We start from the raw sequence: 25,697 nt of genomic DNA, 5'->3' as shown, positions 1-25,697 counted from the left end.
CGCCGTTATTGCCGGTACTCCGCCTCGCTGACCGGCTCCAGCCAGGTCACCGGAGTGCCGTCCAGCGCTTCGGCGATGGCGATATGAGTCATGGCGGTGTCCGGCGTCGCACCGTGCCAGTGTTTGACGCCAGCCGGGATCCAGACGATATCGCCGGGGTGCATTTCCTGCGTGGCCTCGCCCCACATCTGGATCCAACCGCGTCCCTGAGTGACGATCAGCGTCTGGCCGAGCGGATGCGTATGCCAGGCCGTGCGGGCGCCGGGCTCAAAGGTGACGGTTGCGCCGCCCACTCTGGCCGGCGCTTCGCCAGCGAACGGCGCGTCGATGCGCACCTGCCCGGTAAAATAATCCGCCGAACCGCGCTGTGATGGGATCGAACCGCTGCGTTGTATTTTCATCTGTTTTATCCTCCGCGCCGGCTCTCACAACCGGCGCTGATAGTCATAAGTGAGTGATGCCAAGATAGCGCCATGCTTTTCCGCCGACTAGCGGGTAAAATGCGCAAGGAGCTATGAGCTAAATTCATAAATCTACGCGCGGCCGCGCCCTAACCTTGCTCTTCGGTGCCGATATGTTGAAAGAAAACGTTAACGACCTGATCGCTTTCCTGATGGTGGCCAGAGAACGCAGCTTCACCAAAGCGGCGGCGCAGCTTGGCGTTTCCCAATCGGCGCTCAGCCACGCTATACGCGGGCTGGAAGAGCGCCTGGCGCTGCGCTTGCTCACGCGCACCACCCGCAGTGTCGCCCCTACCGAGGCCGGTGAGCGGCTGCTAAACAGCATCGGTCCGCGCTTTGCGGAGATAGAAAACGCGCTGAACGCGCTGGGTGAAATGCGCGATCGCCCGGCCGGCAACATCCGCATTACCGCCGGCGAACATGCGGTGGATGCGGTGCTGTGGCCGGTGCTGCGCACTTTCCTCATCGATTACCCGGACATCAACGTGGAAATCACCGTCGACAATAGTCTGGCCGACATCGTCGTCGGGCGTTTCGACGCCGGCATCCGGCTGGGGGAACAGGTGGCGAAGGACATGATCGCGGTGCGCATCGGGCCGGACATGCGCATGGTGGCCGTCGCCTCACCCGCCTATTTCGCCCGTCACGGCCTCCCCGCCACGCCGCAGGCATTGCAAAACCACCGTTGCATCAACATGCGTTTGCCCACCCTCGGCGGGCTGTACGCCTGGGAATTTGCCCGCGATGGCCGGGAGATCAAAGTACGTGTGGAGGGGCAACTGACCTTCAACAGCCTGCGCCAGCGGATCGACGCTGCGCAGCTCGGCCTCGGTATCGCCTTTGTGCCGGAAGACAGCGTCGCCGAGCCGTTGGCCGACGGGCGGTTGCAGATGGCGCTGGACGACTGGTGCCCGCCGTTTCCCGGTTATTACCTCTATTATCCAAGCCGCAGGCAACACACCACCGCCTTTGCGCTGCTGATTGAGGCGTTGCGGCGCGGGGCTTAACGCCCGACGTTTTTCTGCAGATGCGCCGGGTAACGATCGCCGATCACGTCGATAGCGGAGAGCGCGCGCTCAATCTCGCCCAGTTCGTCCGCCGCCAACACCACCGACGCCGCCGCGAGGTTCTCTTGCAGCCGATGACGCTTGGTGGTTCCCGGGATTGGCACGATCCACGGCTGTTGCGCCAACAGCCAGGCCAAGGCGATCTGCGCCGACGTCACGCCCTTGCGCTGCGCTATCTGCCCCAGCACGCTCACCAGCGCCTGATTGGCCCGGCGCGCTTCGGCGCTGAAGCGCGGCACCAGGTTGCGAAAATCGCCGCTGTCAAAGGCGGTGTCTTCGGTGATGGCGCCGGTGAGAAAGCCCTTGCCGAGCGGGCTGAACGGCACCAGACCGATGCCCAGTTCCGCCAGCGTCGGCAAGATTTCACGCTCCGGCTCGCGCCACCATAGCGAATATTCGCTTTGCAGCGCCGTAATCGGCTGCACCGCATGGGCTCGCCGGATGGTTTGCGCTCCGGCTTCCGACAAGCCGAAGTACTTCACTTTCCCTTCGCGAATCAGTTGCTGCACCGTACCGGCCACCTCCTCGATAGGCACTTCGGGATCGACGCGATGTTGATACAGCAAATCGATCGTCTCTACCCGCAGGCGCTTCAACGAACCTTCCACCGCCCGGCGAATATGCTCCGGACGGCTGTTCAACACCTGTTGCCCCGCCGGCTGCGGCAGATCGAAACCGAACTTGGTGGCGATGACGACCCGATCGCGCACCGGCGCCAGCGCTTCGCCCAACAATTCCTCGTTGGTGAACGGACCATAAATCTCGGCGGTATCGAAGAACGTCACGCCCTCGTCAACCGCGGCGCGGATCAGATCGATCGCCTGCCGTTTGTCGGTGGCCGGGCCGTAGCCAAAACTCAGCCCCATACAGCCCAGACCCAACGCCGATACTTCCAGCCCTTCTCGCCCTAACTTGCGTGTTTGCATCTTCACTCTCCCACTGAATGATACCGGCTCCGCCTGACGCGGCGCCGCTCCGGTGTGGTGACTGTAAAAGGCGGCTGCCGCCATGACTATGGGGCAAAATACGCTTGAGCTTATGAACCAGGCTCATGAATCCGTTAACCGTTGCTGGGACCAGCGTTTTTGCGGGAACGTTCCTGCCCGAGATACTCTATACTGATGTCAGGATGCCTTACCCTTTTCGTTTAGCGTCATGTAGATGGAGCGACAGATGGCTAACTCTGAATCGACCTGCGATTCCCTTTCAATACCAGTGGCAGATTTATCCCATGACCAATAAGAAAAGCGCCGTGCTGACCCCGGCTGCAATGCTATTGCTACATCCCATGTTTGCCAGCCAGGCGCTGGCGGCAGAAAATAATAAAGAGAAAAGCGACACCCTGGTGGTGATGGCGCAACCCACCGGATTGACCGAGCTGGGATCGCCGGTGTCCGTCAGCGTGATCGACGGCCAGGACCTGCGCAACGCCGCCCCGCAGATTAACCTGTCGGAAAACCTCGGCAGCGTGCCGGGCCTGCAGCTTCAAAACCGGCAAAACTATGCGCAGGATCTGCAGCTGTCGATACGCGGGTTCGGCAGCCGTTCGATGTTCGGCGTGCGCGGCGTGCGCATGTACGTCGACGGCATTCCCGCCACCATGCCCGACGGCCAGGGACAAACCTCCAACATCGACATCAATTCCGTCGAACGCATCGAGGTGCTGCGCGGCCCCTATTCCGCGCTGTACGGCAACGCCTCGGGCGGGGTGATCAATGTTGATACGATTACCGGCACCCAGCCGCCTACGCTGGAGGCCGGCGGCTATTTCGGCAGCGACAACACCTGGCGCTACGGGGTGAAAGCGACCGGCGCCACCGGCGACGGCACCCAGGCCGGCGACGTCAACTACGCCATTTCGGGTACCCGCTTCACCACTCAGGGCTACCGCGATCACAGCGCCGCGCGGAAAAACCTCGGCAACGGCAAGCTCGGCGTGCGGCTGGACGACGTCAGCACCCTGACGCTGATGTTCAACAGCGTCTCGATTGACGCCGGCGATCCGGGCGGCCTGACCGAAGCGGAATGGAAGGAAAACCCGCGCCAGGCGCCGCGCGCGGATCAATACAACACCCGCAAATCGCTCGATCAAACCCAGGCCGGCCTGCGCTATCAGCGCCAGATGAGCGAGCGCGACGAACTGACGCTGACCGCTTACCACGGCGAACGCCACACCACGCAGTACCAATCGATCCCGATGGGGCCGCAGCTCAACCCCACCCACGCCGGCGGGGTGATCGTGCTGGAAAGAAAATATCAGGGCATTGACACTCGCTGGAAGCATGAGGATACTCTCGCATCGTTACCGGTAACACTGATCGGCGGTCTGGATTATGAAACCATGACCGAACGCCGCCAGGGGTTCGAAAACTTTATTCTGCGAGACGGCACAGTGGACTACGGCGAGAAAGGCGACCAGCGGCGCAACGAGAAGAACCGCATCTGGAACCTGGATCCTTACCTGCAAACCTCCTGGCAACTGACGCCACACTGGACGCTGGACGCCGGCCTGCGCTACAGCACGGTCAGCTTCGACTCGACCGATTACTACATCACGCCGCGCAACGGCGACGACAGCGGCAGCAAACGCTACCACCAGTGGCTGCCGATGGGCTCGCTCAACTACAAGATCAACCCGGCGTGGAACGTTTATCTCTCCGCCGGCCGCGGCTTTGAAACCCCGACCATCAACGAACTCTCCTACCGCCCCGACGGCCAGGCGGGCCTCAATATCGGCCTGCAGCCATCCACCAGCGACACCGTCGAACTGGGCAGCAAACTGCGCCTCGGCAACGGCCTGGTGAGCGCTGCGCTGTTCCAGACCGATACCGACAACGAGCTGGTGGTGGCAGAAAGCAGCGGCGGACGCACCAGCTACGCCAACGCCGGCAAAACCCGGCGGCGCGGCCTGGAGCTGGCGCTGGATCAGGAGTTTGCGCTGGACTGGCGGCTGCATATGGCCTGGACGCTGCTGGACGCCACCTACCGCAGCGAAATGTGCGGCAAAGCCGGCTGCCCCCCCGCCGGCAATCGCCTGCCGGGCATCGCCCGCAACATGGGCTACGCCTCGCTGGCGTTTGCGCCGCCGGAAGGCTGGCACGCCGGCGCGGAACTGCGCTACATGAGCGACATTCAGGCCAATGACGCCAACAGCGCGCAGGCCCCCGCTTACACCGTGGCCGGCGTAAACGCCGGCTATCGCTTTACCTGGGACCGCTGGGCGCTGGACGTGTTCAGCCGGGTGGACAATGTTTTCGATCGCCGATACGTCGGTTCGGTGATCGTCAACGAAGGCAACGGCCGCTATTTCGAGCCGGCGCCGGGGCGCAACTGGGGTGGCGGCGCCACCTTGTCTTATCGCTTTGAATAAGGCAAAGCACCTTAAGGTTAAAAAACGGGATGGGTTTTACGTCACCCTAGCGGCTTCTCGCTGAAATAGTAGGGAGAAACCGCGTGTTTTTTCCGATTTGGCTTAATCTCTAAATCGGGGACTTTCATTTTTGGTAAGGGTATTGCTATGCAAAATAAAGCGTCACTATCGCCGCTTATCGTCATAACGGCGCTGTTTGCCGCGCTGAGCGGGCTTTATCTGCTCGGCGGCGGCATCTGGCTGGCCAAGTTGGGCGGTTCGCTGTATTACATCATCGCCGGGCTGGTGCTGCTGGCGACCTCCTGGCTGCTGTTCCGCCGCCGCGCCACCGCGCTGCTGCTGTACGCGGTATTTCTGTTGGGCACCACTATTTGGGCCCTGTGGGAAGTGGGCCCGGACTTCTGGGCGCTGACACCGCGCCTGGACGTCACCTTCTTCTTCGGCCTGTGGTTGGTGTTGCCGTTTATCTACCGCAAGCTGGTGGCCAACGGCAAATTCGCCTACGGCGCGCTGAGCGCGGCGCTGGCGATCACCGTCATCGCGTTGGCCTATGCCGTGTTCAACGATCCGCAAGAGATCAACGGCACGCTCGACGCCGCGCAGGTACAGCCGAAAGACGCCACCGGCGCCGACTGGCCGGCCTATGGCCGCACCCAGGAAGGCACCCGTTACTCGCCGCTGAGCCAGATCAACGACAAAAACGTTGGCCAGCTGCAAGAAGCCTGGCGTTTCCAGACCGGCGATCTGAAGACCGCCAACGATCCGGGTGAGATCACCAACGAAGTCACGCCGATCAAAATCCGCGATACCCTTTACATGTGTACGCCGCACCAGAAGCTGTTTGCGCTGGATGCCGCCACCGGTAAAGAAAAGTGGAAGTTTGATCCGCAGCTGAAATACAACCCAACCTTCCAGCACATCACCTGCCGCGGCGTGTCTTACCACGAAACCGCCGCAGCCGCAGGCGCCACAGGCGATGCCGCACCGGCAATGTGCGCACGCCGCATCATTCTGCCGGTCAACGACGGCCGTCTGTTCGCGCTGGACGCCGAAACCGGCAAACCCTGCCCGGATTTCGCCAACAACGGTGAGCTGAACCTGCAGAGCAACATGCCGTATGCGACGCCGGGCCACTACGAGCCGACCTCGCCGCCGGTGATCACCGATAAAGTGATCGTCATCGCCGGTGCCGTGACCGACAACTACTCCAACCGCGAGCCTTCCGGCGTGATCCGCGGCTTCGACATCAACAGCGGCAAGCTGCTGTGGGCCTTCGATCCGGGCGCGAAAGATCCGAACGCCATCCCGGCGGACGAGCACCACTTCGTGCCGAACTCGCCGAACTCCTGGGCGCCTGCCGCCTATGACGCCAAGCTGGATATCGTTTACCTGCCGATGGGCGTTTCCACTCCGGACATCTGGGGCGGCGATCGCACCCCGGAAATGGAACGCTACGCCAGCGGCCTGTTGGCGCTGAACGCCTCCACCGGCAAACTGGCCTGGTTCTATCAGACCGTCCACCACGACCTGTGGGATATGGACGTGCCGGCGCAGCCGACCCTGGCGGACATTACCGACAAGAGCGGTAAAAAAGTGCCGGTCATCTACGTGCCGACCAAAACCGGCAACATCTTCGTGCTGAACCGCACCAACGGCGAACTGGTGGTGCCGGCGCCGGAGAAACCGGTACCGCAGGGCCCGGCCAAAGGCGATCGCCTGTCACCGACCCAGCCGTTCTCCGAGCTGACCTTCCGTCCTGAGAAGAAACTGACCGGCGCCGACATGTGGGGCGCGACCATCTATGATCAGCTGGTCTGCCGCGTGATGTTCCACAGCCTGCGCTACGAAGGCACCTTCACCCCGCCATCCGAGCAGGGCACGCTGGTGTTCCCGGGCAACCTGGGCATGTTCGAGTGGGGCGGCCTGGCCGTCGATACCGATCGCGAAATCGCCATCGCCAACCCGATCGCGCTGCCGTTCGTCTCCAAACTGATCCCGCGCGGCCCAGGCAACCCGATTGAGCCGCCGGAAGGCGACAAAGGCGGCAGCGGCACCGAATCCGGCGTACAGCCGCAGTATGGCGTGCCGTTCGGCGTCACCCTGAACCCGTTCCTGTCACCGTTTGGTCTGCCGTGCAAACAGCCGGCCTGGGGTTACATTTCCGCCGTGGATCTGAAAACCAACGACATCGTGTGGAAAAAACGCATCGGCACCGTGCGCGACAGCTCACCGTTGCCGCTGCCGTTCAAAATGGGCATGCCAATGCTGGGCGGCCCGGTGACCACCGCCGGTAACGTGTTCTTCATCGGCGCCACCGCAGACAACTACCTGCGCGCCTTCAGCGTGACCAACGGTGAAAAACTGTGGGAAGCGCGCTTGCCGGCCGGCGGCCAGGCGACGCCGATGACCTATGAGGTCAACGGCAAGCAGTACGTGCTGATCTACGCCGGCGGCCACGGTTCCTTCGGCACCAAGCTGGGCGACTACGTGGTCGCTTACGCTCTGCCCGATCAGAAGTAACCACCGCCGTTAGTACCCCGCAAAGCACGCCGCAAGGCGTGCTTTTTCTTTTTACGCCACCGCCCGATGCCCCCTTGCAATACCCTTAATTTTTTCACCCCCCACCATTGATAATGGTTATCATTCGCAATATTATGAATGCATGGCCCCGGCAGCGGCCTGTAATCCTTGCAATACAGCGATCGGCCGCCTGCCGGCGGCCTTATTCGGAGGCGCATGGTCGACCATACTCGGAAACATCGAAAGAAAATTCTGCAAGCGGCGGTGAGGACGCGGCGCGCCGGTCTGCCGTTCGCGGCGGACTCCCCAGCCACCCCGCCCTTTATTGCGTTGCCCCATCAGCCGAAGGCCGTGCTGGTGCACCTGGTCGGCTATGATGGCGCACAGGAGGGGCGAGAATGAACCTGCAACCCTTTACCGCCATGCTGATGTTCGCCTACGTGCTGCTGATGGTGCCGCTGCTCTACGTCATCGACAGCCGCCTGAGCGCCAGTAAACTGGTGCGCAAAGCCACGCAAAACCTCATCATCATCGCCTTGACGCTGTTGTTCTTCAGCGCGATGACGCTTTTATACTGAGGCGGCCGGTTACCCGGCCTCCCGGCGTTTGGCCCGCGGATATTTCCACAGCCAGCGTCCGCTGACCATGCGCCAGTAGAACAAGGCGCCGCGCACCGCCCAATCGAGGAACATCCCCAACCAGACCCCCACCACGCCCATGCCCAGTTCGATACCCAACGCGTAGCCCGCCACCACGCGGCAGCCCCACATGCCGAGCATCGTCACCCACATGGCAAAGCGGGCGTCGCGCGCGCCTTTCAGCCCGGCGGGCAACACCCAGGAAGCGGCCCAGATCGGCATAAAGGCGGCGTTGAGCCAAATCAGGGTTTTCACCACCGTTTTCACGTCATCCTGCGAGGTATAAAACGCGGCGAATACCCCGGCCAACGGCGCCGTGCCCCAGGCGATAGCGGTCAACCCAAGGGTAGACAGCCAGAAAATATGGCGCAGCTGCCGTTCCGCCTGACCGATCTCGCCTTTGCCGAGCCGCCGGCCGACGATGATGGTCGAAGCCGAGCCCAGCGCGTTGCCCGGCAAGTTGATCAAGGAAGCGATGGAGAAGGCGATGAAGTTACCGGCGATCACGTTGGTGCCCATGCCGGCGACGAACATCTGCGTCAACAGTTTGCCGCCGTTGAACAGCACCGATTCGACGCTGGCGGGAATGCCGATCCCCAGCACTTCCCACAGGATGCTCATCTTCAGCGGTGTGAAATAGCTTTTCAGCGTGATGTGCAGCGCCGGATTAAAACCGATCGCCAGCACATAGAGGATGGCGATGGCGCCGATATAGCGGGAAATCGTCAGCCCCAGCCCGGCGCCGACGAAGCCCAGCCCGTGCCAGCCCAGCATGCCGTAAATCAGGATGCTGCTGATGATGATATTGAGGATATTCATGCCGCCGTTGATCAGCAGCGGGATCTTGGTGTTGCCCGCGCCGCGCAACGCGCCGCTGCCAATCAGCGCAATCGCCGCCGCCGGGTAGCTCCACACCGTGGTTTGCAGGTAAGAGAGCGCCAGCGCTTTCACCTCCGGCGAGGCCGCACCGGCGATCACATCAATGATAGGTTCACCCGCCAGGTGAATGCCCGCCGCCAACAGCAACGCCACACCGGTCATCAGGACCAGCGACTGACGCGCCGCCGCCCGCGCGCGCCGGCGATCCCGCTTGCCGAGGCTGAAGGCCACCACCACGGTGGTGCCGAGATCCACCGCGGCGAAAAAGGCGATGATCACCATGTTGAAGCTGTCCGCCAGCCCCACCCCGGCCATCGCCTCTTTGCCGAGCCAACTCACCAGAAAGGTGCTCAGCACCCCCATCAACAGAACGCAGGCGTTCTCCAGAAAGATCGGCACCGCCAGCGGCGTGATTTCGCGCCAGAACAGCACGCGGTAGCTTTTCCGTTTGGCGTACCAAGGCGTATTTTCCACGCGCTGACGCAGTGCGGCATACAGGTTCAAGGTGGGCTCGATGGATAAAAGTGAAACATCATTTCAAATGATGATCGATAAATCATTATCCTGCAAAGAATTTTTGGGCGCCCGTGGCGAGCGCCCGACAGGCACACCGTAGCGCTACTCCATGTAGTCTTCCTGATCGGCCTGCGCCGCCGCGATAAAGCGCGCGGTGCTGCGGCTGAGCGTGGCGCATTTGTCCGTCAGCAGCTGATTATCCTGTTGCAGAGTCAGGTAACGCGCCTGGGTGAGCGCCGGCAACTGCCGATACCCTGCCGCATGCGTATCCCAGCCGCGGTGCTGCGCTGCACGCATCGCAGTGCGTTGCAATTTCACGTCGTCCGGCACGTCGCTGCGCCCGCAGTCCACGCGCAGGAAATGCCCGCCGGCCAGCATCAAAGCGATGTGATCCAATTGCGCCTGCAGCGGCGGCGCCGGTTGATGCGCCGTCTGCTGACAACCCGCAAGCAGCAGCAACGCCGCCGCGCCACAAAGAGACGTGCGAAACAGAGTAGACATGGACGCTCCCGGAAACCTGTGGGTGATGCAATGATCTTAGGTGAGCGGATGCCGGGCGGCAAGGCGGGCAGCACGCTTAGCGCCGGCCGCTGCTGACCTTGGTGGCGCGAGCGGGGTTGCCGGCGACGAATTCCAGCGTAGGGGAATAATAAAACGGCAGCCAGGCGTTATAGCCGCTCTCCCACTCCCATTTGACCGGGCAGGGCCACAGCATGTCTTCATGCAGGATGTAATAAATCCACCGCCCGGGCGGACGGCGCGGTTTGCGCATTTTCATAGCGAGTACGACGGCCTGATGACGTGCGATAAGGTGAACTGCTGCATTTTACCGCGATTTGGGTCGCGGGGACAGCCTGCGTTGCCGCGTGAAGCGCCCGCTAAATCTCACCCGGTGATTCGGCGTAAAGTCCGCCGTTTTACTGATCCAGAACATCTTTCTCATTCACCTTATTGATATATTGATTGAAAATCATTCCTATTCAGGAGGAAGGGTCATGGTTAAGTCATTGAATGCGGTGTTCACGCGCCTTTTTGATCGTCCGGACGCCGGCAAGTTGGCGCTCAGGCTGACCTTCGGCGGGCTGATGCTGTTTCACGGCGTGGCGAAGATTCAGCACGGCGTCGGTTGGATCGCCGGTGCGTTGCAGGATCACGGGCTGCCCGCCTTCATCGCCTACGGCGTGTATGTGGGGGAGATCCTGGCGCCGATACTGATCATTTTGGGGCTGTTCACCCGCCCCGCCGCGCTGGTTTACGCCTTTACGCTGGTGGTGGCGTTTTTGATGGTGGGCACCGGCAAGGTGTTCAGCGTCACCGACGTCGGCGCCTGGGGCATTGAAAACGAGCTGGTGTTCTTTATGGGCGGGCTCGCCATCCTGCTGCTGGGCAGCGGCAAATACGCGATCGCGCGCAATGAAGCCTATCGGTAAGCCGTGCAATCCATAAGGAGGTTCCTGATGGCGAACCTCCTTTTTGCACGCTTAAGGTTGGGTGAGCAGCGTGTTCGCCATGAAAGACAATAAGGCGGTCGATTCGGGGAAGGCCGCGCGATTCTCGGTGACCGCGCGATCAAACCGCCAGTTCATGATGTAAACCACGGGCGCAGTCGGATATTGATTAATAAAATCCCAATACAGTTGAATTTGCGCATGCAGTTGCTGGTCGTTCATTCCTAACGATGCCGTAGAAGGCGGTACCAACACCCACTTTTGTCCGGCTGCGCTTATCGGCGCCAGGCGATTGTAGGTACTCCACATATCCGCCACCGACCAGTTGTAGTTATCCACTCCAACCCAATCTGGCGTGCTTTTTACATTGGTCGGACACGCGGTCGCGGGCGCGCCCTGCTGTATTTCACGGATCCATTCGGCGTTGTTGGCATGTCGGTAGGACAAGATGGTGTAGACGGGGATCGCGACCCCGTACTCCTGCATGGCCTGTCGCAGGGTGCAAACATAGCTGGAGTATTGGTAAGCGTCATATTTTCCCCCGGTCTGTAAGGCAGGAACGTCGAACGGCTCATCGATAAAATAAATGGCGCCGGGCTTATATTTGGCTTCGGCGATCTTCTTGACCACCGTCCAGATGGCGTTCCAGGAACCTGCGGCCTGGCAGTTGCTGTTCGAGACCGCCCCAGGGCAGATATCGATAAACGGCGAGCCCGATACCGCCCCCGAACCAGCCTGAATGTTCACGGCGCAAGTCCCCCCGGCGCAAACGGGCAGATTGAGACTTGCCAACGTGTGCACCACATTCAGATTGGTCATACTGAAGCCGGTGCCGGTAATCGCCTTAAGCGCCTCTGTGGCGCTGAAAGACGGCGTGGCGGTTTCATAAAAGTCCAGCCAGTCATAGCCGTAATACTTGATATTGGCGTTGGGGCCCGCCGCCAGCGCATTGGCGCCGATCAGGCACCAGCACAACAGTGCGAAACGTTTCAACATACTCTTCTCCTTCAAACCCTCGTCGATGTTAGCCAAAGGTGGGCGGCAAACGGCGCCGCCAACCGGAAACACCATCGTGGCACCGGCTATCGGCGGTGGCCCGTCGTTTGCGTTGTGCTACGGCAGAACGAACACAGGTCAGATTTTAGGAATATGTCACGTCGGTTTTCTTGCTGAGCGACAAGGAGATGCGGGTAAAAAAGAACCGTAGAGGAGCCCGGCGGGAATCGCGCTTCATAAGCTGAACCGCCGACTATCGGTCATCAACTCTCGGCCAGGCGGTATACCGGAACCTTGCGCGTGGTGCCGGTCAGGGTGTCGAAGATCTCCGTTTCCGCCGTCACGATCGCCATGCCGGTTTTTCTTAGCCTGCGCACCTCGGCGGCAATGCGCTGTATGCCGAACCAGAACAGTCCGTCCAACGCCGTGACCCGCAGCCCCTGCTCCAGCGCCAGCTTAAGTCGCTCACGCGGCGCCTTGAGCGCTTTGGCGATTTCCCGGTAAGGCAACGCGTCCACGCCCGACGCCGAAGTGCGGTGAATACGGGTCGACAGGCCGTATTGAAAGGCCTCAGGCACGTCGCTTAAATCGCTTTTCAGGCTGTAAACGCAGCCAAAGCGCTTGCCGTTGAACACCACATTTTTTTGACTGATCGACAACTCATTGCGCAGGCCGGCAATCAGCTGCGGCGCCCGCACCAGCAATAAACGAAACGGCAATTCGAAACTGGTCACATAGTCCACGTTGAGCAGCGCAATGCGCAGACGCTGCTCCGCCCCGGCCTGCGTCTGGCGACACTCGTTCAACACCTCGCTCCACTGGCGCGCGAGCCGCGGGGCTTCATCCAGCGGCGCGAAGTGGTATTTCTCGATGTGGTAGTCGATCCTTTCATTCATGTCCGTTGCCCCCTGCGTCAGTCATCATGCCCTCAGCAAATTACCTTACCCGCGGGCAACAGTACAACACCGCATCGCGCTGCAGGATACGGAAAAATCGGGCCGTATACGCACCCCGGCGCGATCACCCACGGTTAGTCGTGCAACAGCAGCGATATCTCGTCGGCGGCCGAGCGCAACAAAGGCAGGTGGTGCTGATGCAAACGCTCTGCGGAAACCTGGCCGGCATGCACGCCGACGTTCAACGCCGCGGCGATGCGGCCGTCCGGCGTGGTGAGCGGCACCGCCAGTGAACGCAGGCCAATCTCCAGTTCCTGATCGTTGATGGCATATCCCTGCTGACGCACGCGCGCCAGCTCTTCCCGCAATGCGCTGACGCTCACCAGGGTATGGCTGGTGTAACGCAGTTGAGTCAATCGCGCCAAATAGTCATTCAACGTCTCACTGGCGAGCCCGCTGAGCAGCACCCGCCCCATCGACGTCGTGCTGGCGGGTAAGCGACTGCCGACGTGCAAATCGATGGTCATGATCCGCGAAGTTGATGCGCGGGCGATATAAAGAATGTCATCGCCGTCCAATATGGCCATGGAACAGGACTCATTGAGCGTCTGGCTGAGTTGCCTCAACACCGGCTGCGCGGCGTTGGCCAACGGCGAAGCCCCCAGCCAGTTGTGACCCAGCGACAAGACGCGCGGGCGCAGCTCATAATTCTTACCGTCTTCCGCGTACACAAAGCCCAGCTTACTCAGGGTGTAAAGGCAGCGGCGCACCGCCGCGCGCGGAATGCCGGTACGCTGGCTAATCTGCGACACCGACATCAGCCGCCGCTGCGGCGTAAAAGCCTGCAGGACCTCCAATCCTCGCGCCAAAGAGGCCATAAAGTCGGGATCCCCCTTCCAGGGATCGGTGCTGCTGCGCGTAATTTCCTGTTCTTTTTCCATTCTCGTTACCCCGCTGTCTGCCTGAAATATCGGTGTGCCGACGATCACAACCTGCGAATGCCTCTCAAAGAATAGCCGATAATCGCACACTTTTTCGATAATCGGTATTGTTTGCCTGAAAGGGACGATCTACTTTTCCCATTGACGATAAACACTCCCCCGGCGGGCGCCGAATGAAAGGAACAACAGATGATCGATAAAAGTGTGGCCACTCTGGAAGACGCCGTGTCCATCATTCCGGACGGTGCGAGCATCATGATTGGCGGCTTTGGCCCCGCGGGACAGCCGCTGGAACTGATCGATGCGCTGATTGAACGCGGTGCCCGTGAGCTGACGGTAATCAGCAATAACGCCGGCAACGGCGACAGCGGCCTCGCGGCGCTGCTCAAGACCGGCTGTGTGCGAAAGATGATTTGTTCCTTCCCGCGCCAGGCCGATTCGTGGGTCTTTGACGACCTTTATCGCCGCGGCGCGATCGAACTGGAACTGGTGCCTCAGGGCAACCTTGCCGCCCGCATGCAGGCCGCCGGCAGCGGATTGGGCGGCATTTTCACCCCAACCGCCTTTGGCACGCCGCTGGCGCAAGGCAAAGAAACGCGTGAAATCGACGGGCGGCATTACGTGTTTGAAACGCCCTTAAAGGCGGATTTCGCCTTGATAAAGGCCCATCGGGGTGACCGCTGGGGCAATCTGGTTTACCGCAAAGCGGCGCGTAATTTTGGCCCGGTGATGGCGATGGCCGCCGCCACGACGATAGCGCAGGTCGCTGAATTGGTGCCGCTGGGCGCACTGGATCCGGAAAACGTGATAACGCCGGGCATCTTCGTCCAGCGCCTGGTGGCGGTGGCGCACCCCGCGACCTTTTCCCTCTCTGCCTGAGGAGTCATAACATGCAAAAATTAACCCGCGACCAATTAGCCCAACGGGTAGCGCGCGATATTCCGGAAGGCGCCTACGTCAACCTCGGGATTGGGCTTCCGACCCGCATCGCTAACTACCTGCCCGCCGACAAAGAGGTGATTCTGCACAGCGAAAACGGCCTGCTCGGCATGGGGCCGTCACCCGCGCCGGGCGAAGAAGATCCGGAACTCATCAACGCCGGTAAAGAACTGGTGACCTTGCTGCCCGGCGGCAGTTATTTCCATCACGCCGACTCTTTTACCATGATGCGCGGCGGCCACCTCGATATCTGCGTGATGGGGGCGTATCAGGTCTCGGCTGCCGGCGATCTGGCCAACTGGAGCACCGGCGCCGAAGACGCGATCCCGGCGGTGGGCGGCGCCATGGATCTGGCCATCGGCGCGCGCAAAGTCTATGTGATGATGGACTACCTGACCAAGACCGGCGAATGCAAGCTGGTGGAACAGTGCAGCTATCCGTTGACCGGATTGGCCTGCGTCAGCCGCATTTATTCGGATATGGCAATCATTGATATCACCCCGGACGGCCCGCAGGTGCGGGAGCTGTGTCCGGGGCTCACCTTTGACGCGCTGCAAGCGTTAACCCCGATACGTTTACTGCAATCTGACTTGATCCCCGCTTGAGGAAATCGCCATGCAACAGGCTTTTATCTGCGATGCCGTTCGTACGCCATTCGGCCGTTACGGCGGCGCATTATCCGCGCTGCGCGCCGACGATTTGGCCGCTCTGCCCCTGAAGGCGCTGCTTGCCCGACTGCCGCAGTTGGATCCCCACGCCATTGATGACGTTATTCTGGGGTGCGCCAACCAGGCCGGTGAAGACAACCGCAACGTGGCGCGAATGGCGCTGCTGTTGGCCGGGTTGCCCCACACCGTGCCGGGCACCACCCTCAATCGCCTGTGCGGTTCGGGATTGGACGCGGTAGGCATGGCGGCGCGCGCCATTAAATGCGGCGAAGCGGAGGTCATCATCGCGGGCGGCGTGGAAAGCATGTCGCGCGCGCCCTTTGTCACCGGCAAAGCGGACAGCGCCTTCAGCCGATCGCTGAAAATGGAAGATACGACGATGGGATGGCGCTTTATCAACCCGCAAATGCGCGCGCAGTTCGGTGTCGAAACCATGCCTGAAACCGCCGAAAATGTGGCTCGCGATTTCGCCGTCAGCCGCGCCGATCAAGACGCCTTTGCATTGCGTAGCCAACAGCGCACCGCCCGCGCTCAGGAGCTGGGTCTGTTTGATGAGGAACTGATCGCCGTCAGCATTCCGCAACGCAAAGGCGAGCCGCTCAGCCTGGTTCGCGACGAACATCCCCGCAGCACCTCTTTGGCCGCGCTGTCCGCCCTGAAAGGCGTCGTGCGCCCCGAGGGGAGCGTCACCGCCGGCAACGCCTCGGGCATCAACGACGGGGCCAGCGCCCTGCTCATTGCCAGCGAACGCGCGGCGGTGCAGTATGGACTCGCCCCGCTGGCGCGTGTGGTCGGCATGTCCGCCTGCGGCGTAGAGCCGCGCATCATGGGTTACGGGCCGGTTCCCGCGGTCCGCAAAGTGCTGGCGCAAACCGGTTTGAGCCTGGCGCAAATGGACGTCATCGAGTTGAATGAAGCCTTTGCCGCCCAGGCGCTGGCCGTGACGCGCGCCCTGGGACTGCCGGATGACGCGGAGCAGGTCAACCCTAACGGCGGCGCTATCGCGCTGGGGCATCCCCTGGGGGCATCCGGCGGCAGGTTGGCCATGACCGCCGCTTATCAACTGCGGCGCACCGGCGGGCGTTTTGCCCTGTGCACCATGTGCGTCGGTGTCGGGCAAGGCGTCGCCTTGATTCTGGAACGGATATAACGAATGTCTCTCTATAGCGCAATGTTTATGGCTTCCCCATTAACGCCCTGCTTCAGCGACACGGCGCTGCTGCAGGGCATGCTTGATTTCGAAGCCGGTCTGGCGCAGGCCCTGGCGTCTGCAGGGATTACCGATGACGCGTCCGCGCGGATCATACGCAGCCACTGCCAGGCGGAAAAGCTCGACGCCGCCGCGCTGACGCAGTCCGCCGGATTGGCGGGCAATTTAGCCATTCCCCTCGTCAAACAATTGACGGCGTTGGTGGCGCAAACCTCACCGGAAGCGGCGCGTTTCGTTCACTGGGGGGCGACCAGTCAGGATGCGATTGACAGCGGGCTGGTGCTGCAACTGCGCAACGCGCTCGATAAAACCGACGCGCTGCTCAATCAGCTGATTGCGGCGCTGACGGCGCAATGCCGGCGCCATAGCGCAACGTTAATGGTGGGCCGCACCTGGCTGCAACACGCTTTGCCAACGACGCTGGGGCTGAAGCTGGCCGGCACGCTAGACGCCTTGCTGCGCTATCGGGCTCGTCTGGCTGAAATGCGGCCACGCGTGCTCGCGTTGCAATTCGGCGGCGCGGCCGGCACGCTCGCCTCGCTCGGCGAACAGGGCGAGCGCGTTGAGCGGGCGCTGGCGCAAGCGCTGGCCCTGCCGCGCAGCGCCACGCCGTGGCATACCCAACGCGATCGGTTGTTGGAGCTGGCGAGTTGGTATGCCGGCCTGACGGGCTCGCTCGGCAAGCTGGCGCGCGACATGTCTTTGTTGATGCAGACCGAAGTCGCTGAAATCAGCGAACCGTCGGCCCCCGGACGCGGCGGCTCTTCCACGATGCCGCATAAGCGCAATCCGGTGCTCTGCGCCGCCATCCTCAGCGCGGCCAACCGTCTGCCTGCGTTGATGTCCGGATTGTATGCCGGCCTGGTGCAGGAGCACGAACGCGCGCTGGGCGGCTGGCAGGCCGAGTGGCAAAGCCTGCCGCAGCTCCTGGTGCTGAGCGGGGCAGCATTGGCGCAAAGCCTGGATCTCATTAACGGTCTGGAGGTGCATGAAGCGGCGATGCGGCGCAATCTGGCGCTGACGCAAGGGCTGATCATGGCTGAATCGGTTACCCTGGCCTTAGCCCCCACCCTCGGCCGTCAACAGGCGCACCATCATATAGAACGGTGCTGCCGGCAAGCCCTGGCCACCCAGCAACCCCTGTTAACCCTCCTGTGCGCCGATGCGGAAGTCTCTTCCCGACTCAGCCGGGAAACCCTGGAAACCTTGCTCGATCCGGCCAATGCCACCGGCAGCACGCAGCGTTTCATTCAACAAGTCCTGGCGATGGCCGAGAGGGAGCAATCATGTTGAATTATGTCCTTGAGGGGCCTGAAAACGCCCCGGTTATTCTGTTTGGCAACTCGCTGGGCACCTCATTGGCAATGTGGCAGCCGCAGCGCGACGCGTTCATCGCCCACTATCGCATTCTGCGCTACGACGTTGCCGGCCACGGCGACTCTGCGCCCGATGAACAGCCCGGCTCGCTGGCGCGACTGGGTGAACAGGTGCTGTCCCTGCTGGACACTCTGGCGATTGATCGGGTGCATTTCTGCGGCATCTCCATGGGGGGGCTGATGGGGTTATGGCTGGCGCGCTTTCATGCCGATCGCTTGCTGACGCTGACGATCGCCAATAGCGCCGCGAAAATCGGGGTGACGGAGCATTGGCGAGAACGCGCCGCGCAGGTGCGCCAGTGCGGCATGTCCGCCGTCAGCGATGGCGCGGCAGCGCGCTGGTTCACCCCGGCATTTTGCCAATCCGCCCCCGTCAAGGTGCAAACCGTCGTGCAACAGCTCACCGCCTGCGATCCCGAGGGCTATGCCGCTTGCTGCGACGCGCTGGCGACCGCCGATTTACGCGCCGAGCTGGCAGGCATCCGCGTTCCGACGCTGGTTATCGCCGGACATGAGGATGCGGTAACGACCGTCGACGATGCAAAAGCCTTGGCGGCAGGCATTCCCGACGCGCAATGCGTCATCCTGCCCGCCGCCCACCTGTCCAGCATCGAAGCCTGGCGGGCATTTAACCGCACGTTCCGGGCCTTTTTGGATGAGCAGCTCACGCAGCGGCAACGTTATCAGCAAGGCCTGACGGTGCGCAGAGCGGTGTTGGGCGATGAGCATGTCGATAATACCCTCGCGGCGCTGTCGCCGCTCAACGAGGAGTTTCAGCATTTCATCACTCGCTACGCCTGGGGAGAAATATGGACGCGTCCGGGCTTGTCGCGCCATACCCGCAGCCTGATCACCATCGCGATGCTGATCGCCTTGAATCGCGAAGCTGAGCTGAAAATGCATATCCGGGCCGCCTTCAATAACGGCGTCACGCGTGAAGAGATCAAAGAAGTTCTGATGCATGCGGCGCTTTACTGCGGCTTACCCGCCTCGAACGCCGCTTTTCATCTGGCGCAGTCCGTCTTTGCCGAACACGACGCCGGGCGGCGATCGGACGACTAGAAGACGCGGTTATACCGGTACATCCAGCACCCTTTGGCGCAGCGCAGCAATCAGGCGCTGCTGCTCAGGGGACGAGAGCGCCTCTTGCCGGGTAATGATGCCCAGTGGCTCGGCCATGCCCTGGGTAGGCAACGGCAGCGCACGCAGGTGATTGCTGAACAAGTCGTCACGCACCGTGCCGTAAGGCACCAGCCACACATAGCCATACTGTAGCGTCAGGCAGCGCGCCAGCGTAACCGACAACGTCTCGACGCACCCTTCCGGCACCGCCAGCCCGTGGCTGACAATGAGCGCCTCCGCATTCTGACGCGGCACCGTACCCCGCGGGGAGAGCACCAATGGCCAGCTCAACGCCTCCGCCAGCGAGACATCCGAATGCAACAGCGGATGATGAGGAGCAACCACCAGCCGCAGCGTTTCATGATACAGCAGCTCGAAGTTGAGCCCTTCCATGCGGGAGGGGTCTGACATGCGCCCGATGCCTAACGTTAATTGCCCCGATCTCACCGCCATCATCAGCGCATCGTTGGCCAGCGTCGTAACCTGCATGCGCCAGCCGGGGGATTGCTGCTGCAACCCCACCACGACCGGCGCGACCAGGCTCACCAGCGTGGTGGGCAGCGCGCCGATATGCAGCGGCGCCGGCAGCGCCTCGCTGTCCGAGGCAAGCGTGCGCCCCAACACATTCAGCGCATCCAAAACGCGGCTGGCATCCTGCAGGAAACGCGTTCCGGCGGCGGTCAGTTCCGCCCCCTGCCGATTGCGCGAAAAAAGGCGCTCGCCGGCCAGGCTTTCCAGTTCGTTGAGCGTTTTAGAGAGCGCGGGCTGCGTGATGCCCAATTGCTGTGCGGCGCGCACCAACGTCCCCTGTTGCGCGGTAGCGACAAAGGCGTGCAGATGACGAAGGCGGATGCGTTGGCTAAAGCGAGAAGTCATGTTCATGATTTATAGTATTAACTTGCCGCCGGCGCGGCAAGCTCATTGTCAGGGCGAACGGAGGATCAAATATCAAAAAAAACGGTTTCGTTCTCGCCCTGTAACCAGATGTCGAAATGGTACACCGTCTGATCCCCGCGCTGCCGCCTTTGCGCCAATAACGTGCTGCGCCGTTTTTCCCACTCGATGAGATTCAACACCGGATCTTCGGCATTGGCCGCCTGTTCGTCGGCAAAGTAGAGACGCGTGTTCAACCCGATGTTGATGCCGCGGGCCACTATCCACAGATTGAGATGGGGCGCCATCAACCGGCCGTCGCGCCCCGTCACGCGCCCCGGTTTAATCGTCTCGAATTGCCACAGGCCGCTGGTGAAATCCGAACAGGTTCGCCCCCAGCCGCGAAACGCCGGATCGTCGGGCTTATCCAACTGGCCGTCGGCGGGGTGCTGATATCGCCCGGCGGCATTGGCCTGCCAGACTTCGACCAGCGCGTCTCGAACCGGCGTGCCGGAACCGTCATAGACATGCCCTTCCACCACGATGCGCTCCCCGCGCGTCTCCGGTTGCGTCAACACATGGGTGAAATTACGCTCGAAAATATCAAAGCCGGCGGCATGCGGCGCCAAACCGATGTGCACATAAGGCCCGGCGGTTTGCGAGGCCGTTTCAGACAAATACTTTTTCATCACGCGGCTCCCTGTGTACGGTTCTCAAACCACGTGGCTCGATGGCCCCGCAGCACCAGATCGAAGCGGTAAGCCAGACTGTCCAGCGGCACGGCGGCGTGCATATCCAGCTCGGCAATCAGCGTGCGCATCGCATCGTCACTGCCTACCGACTGCAAGATGGGGCAGCGAACGAGCAACGGATCGCCTTCGAAATACATCTGCGTGATCAAGCGCTGCGCGAACGCCTCGCCGGAGAGCGAGAAGTGAATATGCGCCGGACGCCAGTCGCTGACCTGATTGCGCCAGGGATACGGGCCCGGCTTGATCGTACGAAAACAGTAATACCCGTTGTCGTCGGTCAGCATCCTGCCGCAGCCGCCAAAGTTGGGATCGATAGGCGCCAGATACTGATCTTTCTTGTGACGATAGCGCCCTCCCGCATTGGCCTGCCATACCTCGACCAGGGCGTTGCGCACCGGCGCCCCGAAGGCATCCCGCACAAATCCATGCACGATGATCCGCTCGCCGATCGGTAAGCCGTCTTTGGCGTAATTCAGAATCAGATCGTGATCCAGCGGGCCGATATCCGTTGGCGTGAAGACGGGGGCGGTCAGTTCAGACAGCGAGTTTTGCAATGAAATTAATGCATTGCGCGGCGACCGCAGCACGCTGGTTTTATACAGCGGCGCCAGCGCCGGCGGGTGATGACTGTAATCGCGATGCACCAGTTCTCGCGCCATCCAATCACTTTTCATCCCGGTATCCTTATTATTTGAGGGTACATGTCGACAGAGTGTAGGAAGCGCAATATGTAAAAGTAAAGTGAGAAAACCGATCGCTTTATATAACCAAAGGTAATGGAATGTTCTGAATTGACGAAACATTTCATTTGGTCCATAACATGATTCAATTCCCGTCGGTGGTCCGCCTCGCTGCTGAATGGTCGCTTTCAGGTCATCCATGACCGCTTAACTGGAGGCAATGATGAAACGTTCTATCGCGACGGTCTCGGTATCGGGTTCGCTGCCGGAAAAACTGCGGGCTATCGCCGCCGCAGGCTTTGATGGCGTCGAAATTTTCGATAACGATCTGGTCTACTACCCCGGCTCACCGGCGGAAATCCGTGAGTTGTGCGCCGAACTGGGCCTGGAAATTTTACTGTTCCAACCGTTTCGGGACTTCGAAGGAGGCTCGCGCGAAACGCTGGCGCAGAACCTTTCCCGCGCGGCGCTATAGGAAAGAATTCTCATTGACTCACAACCTCTATATATTGTAATTAGAAATCATCCATCGCCCCTTACCTGAATTAGTATATATTTTATTCATGGCAGAGCATCGTTAGCTTTACTATTACACTCAGATGTGTATTTTTTGTTACCTCTCCCCCCAGGGAATGAAAATCCTTTTTCTGTTATCGGATTTCTTAACCCCCAGCCGTCTGATCTGAGTTTTAATTACTGCCACAGTTCGATGGGGAAGTTTTTTGCAAACTCTGTACCAAGATAAGAATACTGCTCTCAAAAAATTTCACCTTCTTCAGGTGACCAGCTCTGGGATTCACTTATCCCCAATTTATTAGCCTATACACCTCTTGATCCCTTAGTACGTCCTAGAAGCTGGGCCTGTACACAGGCTACCGATGCGCCGTATAATAGGCACGAAGTTTTTCCTGCTCTGTCCAAGGAATATGGTTCGTGTCAACTCGCGTGGCCAAGACCATATTGGCGAAGCGCTGGGTGCTTCAACCAACGCTACCGCAATTTTCAAAATGAGCAGACTGACATGGTGCATCTCGAAATACTGACGATCCGCATTGATCCAGATGGTGTAGTCACGCCCATCATGCTTGCCTAGATGCGAATCTCATATATGCGCATTTTGGCAGAAGTGAGCAAACAAAGGAAATACCTTTATCATAATTCTGACGTATTCATTCCAGTTCCTCTTCCACCCATGCCGGAGATCGGGGGTAGATAGCCCTAATTTCCGCGTCACTCCTCTGACGGCTGCTACACTTCCCCCTAGAGTACCACCAATGATAGCCGCAAATACAATGGACTTCAGTTAGCTTACCGTCATGTATTTGCCCTTCTTCTCATCAACATAGCTCATCCGATCACTTAGCTTTTATAGCGTTGTCATTCCCTAACACCAGTCATTTAGCTGCTCCACTTTTAATATGGCAGCATTAAATTTTTTGCCATTCCGGTACCAGAAATTTGGCCTGTTTCGGCCACGGCACCTGTACCTGTTCTATGAGTTTTCTGCTATACGCAATATTCCAGTCAAAATGACGTTTGTCCAATCGAGCGAGCTGTTGCTGTGTTTGTGTTATTACCGTTTGTGGTAACGAAGATTGCTGGCGCAATATATCTAGCTGTTCAGGCGCGAGAAGTGCAGGTAATGGTGCCAGTGAGGCTGTAAGCTAGGTATGTAGCGGATCATGCCGATGAAGATACTGCCAGCTCCACACTGCGACTGCGTTTATCACAAGCATAGAACATATCCCGGCGGCGAAGGATTTCCAGGATTTTACTGGAGTGGGTACTACCGCCGGCATCTCCACGTTCGCCTTCTCACCGGACCGGCAGGGGAAACATCCTCAACAACATCTTCGCCATTATCATGGCGTGCTGCAGGCCGATGCCTTCGCAGATTACGCAAACAATTGGGTTCAAGTCTCTCAATGTAAAACTCAACACGCAACCGTTGAAGAATTAGAGTGAAACCAATGACCGAGTATAGCAAATTAATCCCTCCCCCAAGAGTCAAACCTGAGGGAAGGGTATTATCTAATATTAATTACCTTCAATAATTAATTGATATTTAGCTTCACCCGGCAACATCGGCTGAGCATCTTCTTGTGTCCAATTAGAAAAATTATTTAACCACCAAGGACTAAGTGGATTACCACTTTGCCCTGACGGTAAGCTCAGCGTGGCCTGTTGCTCATCTCCAGGGGAAACAACCATTCGCTCAGAGGCCCCAAATGACGGGCGATTCACATGGATAACATTGTTATCCCCTGATAACGGCACGGCGGGTGAACGCAAGTAACGCCCCACTAACGGCAGTGACTTCGCCAGCGGATGCTCATAATCACTACGATTGACATCGCCCCAGGTCGTATGGCCTGCTGCCATCGCCTGCCAGGCAATATCCAGCGAATGGCGCGTAAAGTCTTCCCAACTGCTATTCCCTTCTGGCACCCATTTTCCCGCATTCATCAGTGAGAATAAGGTTTCATCCCAGCGAGGGTTGGCACGCCGGTAAATAGCCTGCGGCCATTGGCTTGCCAGCTGGCTGTCCAGCTCACCGAAAAGCGTTGAGTAGAGATCATCACGCCAGCGGGCGACGAGTGCATAAGCGGCCGAACCGGCGCTGGCATTGCCATCCCATGAGGCCAGCAGGGTGCGCATCCGTGTGCGGTCAGTGGTTTCTCCTTCCTGACGCTGGCCGAGACTATGTAGCAACCAGTCACGCCATGACTGCAGCAACAGCGCTTGATTGTCCAGTTGCAACTCATGCATGCTCTGGACGTTGACAGAGATTTTCGATTTCAGCTTCTGCGAAATAGCAAAAGAACGAACCCCCATGTCCGCTCCACCGTCGCCGAGTTCATCTCCTGTGGTATCAAACAGTAGGCGATTATTCGCGGTAACAATACCAGCTTCTGCAGGATTAACACGCAGTGGGTGGCGGTCGGGGTTAAGAGACTCTGCACGCCACTGACTCTGCGGCGTAGCCTGAAGCGGAAACGTGTTTTGCTGCCCGGGAGAAAACCGGTCGGGTAGTGCGCCAGCCAGGGTCCAGCCAATATTGCCATGGCTGTCGGCCACCAGGAGATTTTGCACCGGGATCCCCGCGCGTTTCCCCGTCTCTAGGGCAGCATCAACACTTTTCTCTTCACCTATCGCCATCAAGTTAAGGTTAAGTGCTCCAGGTAATTCAATTGCCCATCGCATCGCCATATCACCGAGGGGTGTTGATACCACCGGCCCCCAGTCGCTAGTGCGAACCGTGAATGTTTCCGCCAGACCATGATTCACCGCCAGTGCGACCTGTTGTGAGCGTATTTTTACACTTTCATCCACGATGACCCAATCGAAGGTATCCACATAACTGTTAGTAAAACCCCAAGCAATATTACCGTTACTTCCACTGAGTAAGAACGGCACACCGGGAAGCGTGATCCCAGCCAGCTTTATCTTTTCATTTTGCTGCACGTATTGGATCTGCGCTTGATACCAGATCCCGGGTAACGCTAGCCCAAGATGCATGTCATTCGCCAGAAAAGCTTTGCCATCCCGGGTAATCAGCCAGCCGTTGCTTCCTTTCATATCCTCCCCGGTTTTCACCTCGCCAGTACCGCCAGGTTTTCCCCACCAAACCGGTGCAGTATGGGGGATTTCCGGTGATACTGGGACATTACCGGAAAGCGGCGTATCCCAGCGACTACCTGTAGGCAGAAGAAAATCGGCCTGTGAAGGATTGTTTCTGGCAATCCATCCACGTGCATATTCCCTGCCAGGTTGAGTCCCCTGAAGGTCGAAATACATGGCAGCAATGACCAGCAAGCTGTCTTCATCACGCCATGATTCAGGTGACGTGCGCAATAGCCAGTACTCGAATGGGCGGTTTTTCAGAGCATGTAAGCCAGTATTCACCCCGTCAGTATAGGACGCTAAGCGCTGCCTCTGAGCTTCAGGAAGCACCGATAATTCATGCCGAACCCGTTCACGTAGTTGAAATATCCGTCGCTGCCGATCCATCTTGAGACCGCCTTTACCTAGCAGTGCTGCCAGCTCGCCTGCGGCGCTGCGACGCAGCAGATCCATTTGGAAAAACCGCTCCTGACCATGTAAAAAACCGAGAGCAAAATAGGCTGACTGACTATCTGCTGCAACAATATCCGGCACACCACGTCGATCCCGCATGACCTTCACTTCACCGGTCAGTCCGGATACCTTCAACGTGCCGTCCAACGTGGGCAGACTCTGATGCAATGCCAGCCAGCCAGCCATAGCGGACAGCATCAGCAATATAAAAATGCCTGTGACCAACCCCAAAACAATCTTACCTGTACGACGATAACCCTTTGACATA

23 protein-coding genes and 3 pseudogenes are annotated in these 25,697 nt (G+C 59.6%); 13 read left to right on the top strand and 13 right to left on the bottom strand.

Annotated features, from left to right (window positions below):
• Positions 1-5 precede the first annotated feature (5 nt).
• Positions 6-401, bottom strand: coding sequence for a (R)-mandelonitrile lyase (locus tag CRO23_RS08605; RefSeq protein ID WP_016927176.1), 396 nt, complete (start codon positions 399-401; stop codon positions 6-8).
• A gap of 173 nt (positions 402-574) precedes the next feature.
• Here CRO23_RS08605 and CRO23_RS08600 point away from each other — a divergent pair, with 173 nt between their 5' ends.
• A complete protein-coding gene (locus CRO23_RS08600) occupies positions 575-1,468 on the top strand; it encodes a LysR family transcriptional regulator (RefSeq protein WP_016927175.1) in 894 nt (297 codons plus the stop codon).
• On the opposite strand, the gene CRO23_RS08595 is transcribed toward CRO23_RS08600, so the two are convergent.
• The gene (locus CRO23_RS08595) at positions 1,465-2,454 is read right to left on the bottom strand and encodes an aldo/keto reductase (RefSeq protein ID WP_015378370.1); all 990 of its coding nucleotides are present in this window, start codon (positions 2,452-2,454) and stop codon (positions 1,465-1,467) included. The two genes, CRO23_RS08600 and CRO23_RS08595, sit on opposite strands and share 4 nt — an antisense overlap.
• Positions 2,455-2,759: 305 nt before the next feature.
• Between CRO23_RS08595 and pqqU the strand changes: the two genes are divergently transcribed.
• From pqqU to CRO23_RS08575, 4 genes are all read left to right on the top strand, one after another.
• A complete protein-coding gene (pqqU, locus tag CRO23_RS08590) occupies positions 2,760-4,898 on the top strand; it encodes a TonB-dependent receptor PqqU (protein ID WP_176519319.1) in 2,139 nt (712 codons plus the stop codon).
• Positions 4,899-5,045: 147 nt separating this feature from the next.
• Positions 5,046-7,418, top strand: a complete 2,373-nt coding sequence (locus CRO23_RS08585; RefSeq protein ID WP_004935255.1) for a glucose/quinate/shikimate family membrane-bound PQQ-dependent dehydrogenase — start codon at positions 5,046-5,048, stop codon at positions 7,416-7,418.
• Positions 7,419-7,634: 216 nt separating this feature from the next.
• On the top strand, positions 7,635-7,820 hold the full coding sequence (locus CRO23_RS08580) for a hypothetical protein (RefSeq protein ID WP_097101761.1): 186 nt from the start codon (positions 7,635-7,637) through the stop codon (positions 7,818-7,820).
• Complete coding sequence (locus CRO23_RS08575; protein ID WP_015378373.1) at positions 7,817-7,996, top strand: hypothetical protein; 180 nt, start codon at positions 7,817-7,819, stop codon at positions 7,994-7,996. The genes CRO23_RS08580 and CRO23_RS08575 overlap by 4 nt, the downstream gene beginning before the upstream one ends.
• A gap of 9 nt (positions 7,997-8,005) precedes the next feature.
• On the opposite strand, the gene CRO23_RS08570 is transcribed toward CRO23_RS08575, so the two are convergent.
• From CRO23_RS08570 to CRO23_RS08560, 3 genes are all read right to left on the bottom strand, one after another.
• Positions 8,006-9,439: an EmmdR/YeeO family multidrug/toxin efflux MATE transporter gene (locus CRO23_RS08570; protein WP_004935263.1), complete on the bottom strand. Its 1,434-nt coding sequence runs from the start codon at positions 9,437-9,439 to the stop codon at positions 8,006-8,008.
• Between the two features lie 114 nt (positions 9,440-9,553).
• On the bottom strand, positions 9,554-9,952 hold the full coding sequence (gspS, locus tag CRO23_RS08565; protein WP_060444583.1) for a type II secretion system pilot lipoprotein GspS: 399 nt from the start codon (positions 9,950-9,952) through the stop codon (positions 9,554-9,556).
• A 76-nt stretch (positions 9,953-10,028) separates the two neighbouring features.
• Positions 10,029-10,229, bottom strand: coding sequence for a hypothetical protein (locus tag CRO23_RS08560; RefSeq protein WP_016927170.1), 201 nt, complete (start codon positions 10,227-10,229; stop codon positions 10,029-10,031).
• A gap of 217 nt (positions 10,230-10,446) precedes the next feature.
• Between CRO23_RS08560 and CRO23_RS08555 the strand changes: the two genes are divergently transcribed.
• Positions 10,447-10,881: a DoxX family protein gene (locus CRO23_RS08555; RefSeq protein WP_033639943.1), complete on the top strand. Its 435-nt coding sequence runs from the start codon at positions 10,447-10,449 to the stop codon at positions 10,879-10,881.
• Positions 10,882-10,932: 51 nt separating this feature from the next.
• Here CRO23_RS08555 and CRO23_RS08550 read toward each other — a convergent pair whose 3' ends face one another.
• From CRO23_RS08550 to CRO23_RS08540, 3 genes are all read right to left on the bottom strand, one after another.
• Positions 10,933-11,895: a hypothetical protein gene (locus tag CRO23_RS08550; protein WP_016927168.1), complete on the bottom strand. Its 963-nt coding sequence runs from the start codon at positions 11,893-11,895 to the stop codon at positions 10,933-10,935.
• A 263-nt stretch (positions 11,896-12,158) separates the two neighbouring features.
• Complete coding sequence (locus CRO23_RS08545; protein ID WP_097101759.1) at positions 12,159-12,791, bottom strand: helix-turn-helix domain-containing protein; 633 nt, start codon at positions 12,789-12,791, stop codon at positions 12,159-12,161.
• A gap of 134 nt (positions 12,792-12,925) precedes the next feature.
• Complete coding sequence (locus CRO23_RS08540) at positions 12,926-13,732, bottom strand: IclR family transcriptional regulator domain-containing protein (protein WP_016927166.1); 807 nt, start codon at positions 13,730-13,732, stop codon at positions 12,926-12,928.
• Between the two features lie 189 nt (positions 13,733-13,921).
• Between CRO23_RS08540 and CRO23_RS08535 the strand changes: the two genes are divergently transcribed.
• The 5 genes from CRO23_RS08535 to pcaDC are packed head-to-tail and all read left to right on the top strand — an operon-like array spanning position 13,922 to position 18,987.
• Positions 13,922-14,611 carry a 3-oxoacid CoA-transferase subunit A gene (locus CRO23_RS08535; protein WP_016927165.1) on the top strand — a complete coding sequence of 230 codons (690 nt, stop codon included), beginning with the start codon at positions 13,922-13,924 and terminating at the stop codon, positions 14,609-14,611.
• A gap of 11 nt (positions 14,612-14,622) precedes the next feature.
• The gene (locus CRO23_RS08530) at positions 14,623-15,276 is read left to right on the top strand and encodes a 3-oxoacid CoA-transferase subunit B (RefSeq protein ID WP_016927164.1); all 654 of its coding nucleotides are present in this window, start codon (positions 14,623-14,625) and stop codon (positions 15,274-15,276) included.
• 10 nt (positions 15,277-15,286) lie between these two features.
• Positions 15,287-16,489, top strand: coding sequence for a 3-oxoadipyl-CoA thiolase (gene pcaF, locus CRO23_RS08525; RefSeq protein ID WP_016927163.1), 1,203 nt, complete (start codon positions 15,287-15,289; stop codon positions 16,487-16,489).
• A gap of 3 nt (positions 16,490-16,492) precedes the next feature.
• The gene (locus CRO23_RS08520; protein WP_097101757.1) at positions 16,493-17,842 is read left to right on the top strand and encodes a 3-carboxy-cis,cis-muconate cycloisomerase; all 1,350 of its coding nucleotides are present in this window, start codon (positions 16,493-16,495) and stop codon (positions 17,840-17,842) included.
• Positions 17,836-18,987, top strand: coding sequence for a bifunctional 3-oxoadipate enol-lactonase/4-carboxymuconolactone decarboxylase PcaDC (pcaDC, locus tag CRO23_RS25395; protein ID WP_441347583.1), 1,152 nt, complete (start codon positions 17,836-17,838; stop codon positions 18,985-18,987). Before CRO23_RS08520 ends, pcaDC begins: the two co-directional genes overlap by 7 nt.
• 9 nt (positions 18,988-18,996) lie before the next feature.
• Here pcaDC and CRO23_RS08510 read toward each other — a convergent pair whose 3' ends face one another.
• Genes CRO23_RS08510 through pcaH form a run of 3 tightly spaced genes read right to left on the bottom strand, consistent with a single transcriptional unit; the run spans position 18,997 to position 21,346 of the window.
• Positions 18,997-19,929, bottom strand: a complete 933-nt coding sequence (locus tag CRO23_RS08510; protein ID WP_097101755.1) for a LysR substrate-binding domain-containing protein — start codon at positions 19,927-19,929, stop codon at positions 18,997-18,999.
• A 59-nt stretch (positions 19,930-19,988) separates the two neighbouring features.
• A complete protein-coding gene (gene pcaG, locus CRO23_RS08505; protein WP_016927159.1) occupies positions 19,989-20,609 on the bottom strand; it encodes a protocatechuate 3,4-dioxygenase subunit alpha in 621 nt (206 codons plus the stop codon).
• Entirely contained in the window at positions 20,609-21,346 is a 738-nt protein-coding gene (pcaH, locus tag CRO23_RS08500) for a protocatechuate 3,4-dioxygenase subunit beta (RefSeq protein ID WP_016927158.1), read from the bottom strand. Before pcaH ends, pcaG begins: the two co-directional genes overlap by 1 nt.
• 229 nt (positions 21,347-21,575) lie before the next feature.
• On the opposite strand from pcaH, the pseudogene CRO23_RS08495 reads away from it, so the two are divergent.
• Positions 21,576-21,818 (top strand): annotated as a pseudogene (locus CRO23_RS08495) (sugar phosphate isomerase/epimerase family protein); the annotation flags it as partial.
• An 840-nt stretch (positions 21,819-22,658) separates the two neighbouring features.
• Here the strand turns inward: CRO23_RS08495 and CRO23_RS25225 are convergent.
• Positions 22,659-23,163: pseudogene (locus CRO23_RS25225) on the bottom strand (VasL domain-containing protein); the annotation flags it as partial.
• Here CRO23_RS25225 and CRO23_RS24880 point away from each other — a divergent pair.
• A pseudogene (locus tag CRO23_RS24880) lies at positions 23,159-23,251 on the top strand (IS66 family transposase); the annotation flags it as partial. The pseudogenes CRO23_RS25225 and CRO23_RS24880 overlap by 5 nt on opposite strands.
• Positions 23,252-23,389: 138 nt before the next feature.
• Here the strand turns inward: CRO23_RS24880 and CRO23_RS08485 are convergent.
• On the bottom strand, positions 23,390-25,696 hold the full coding sequence (locus tag CRO23_RS08485; RefSeq protein ID WP_097101753.1) for a penicillin acylase family protein: 2,307 nt from the start codon (positions 25,694-25,696) through the stop codon (positions 23,390-23,392).
• Position 25,697: the final 1 nt, after the last annotated feature.

Source organism: Serratia sp. JKS296 (assembly GCF_900215445.1).
Lineage (GTDB): Bacteria > Pseudomonadota > Gammaproteobacteria > Enterobacterales > Enterobacteriaceae > Serratia > Serratia marcescens.
This window is presented reverse-complemented; position numbering and strand designations above follow the sequence as displayed.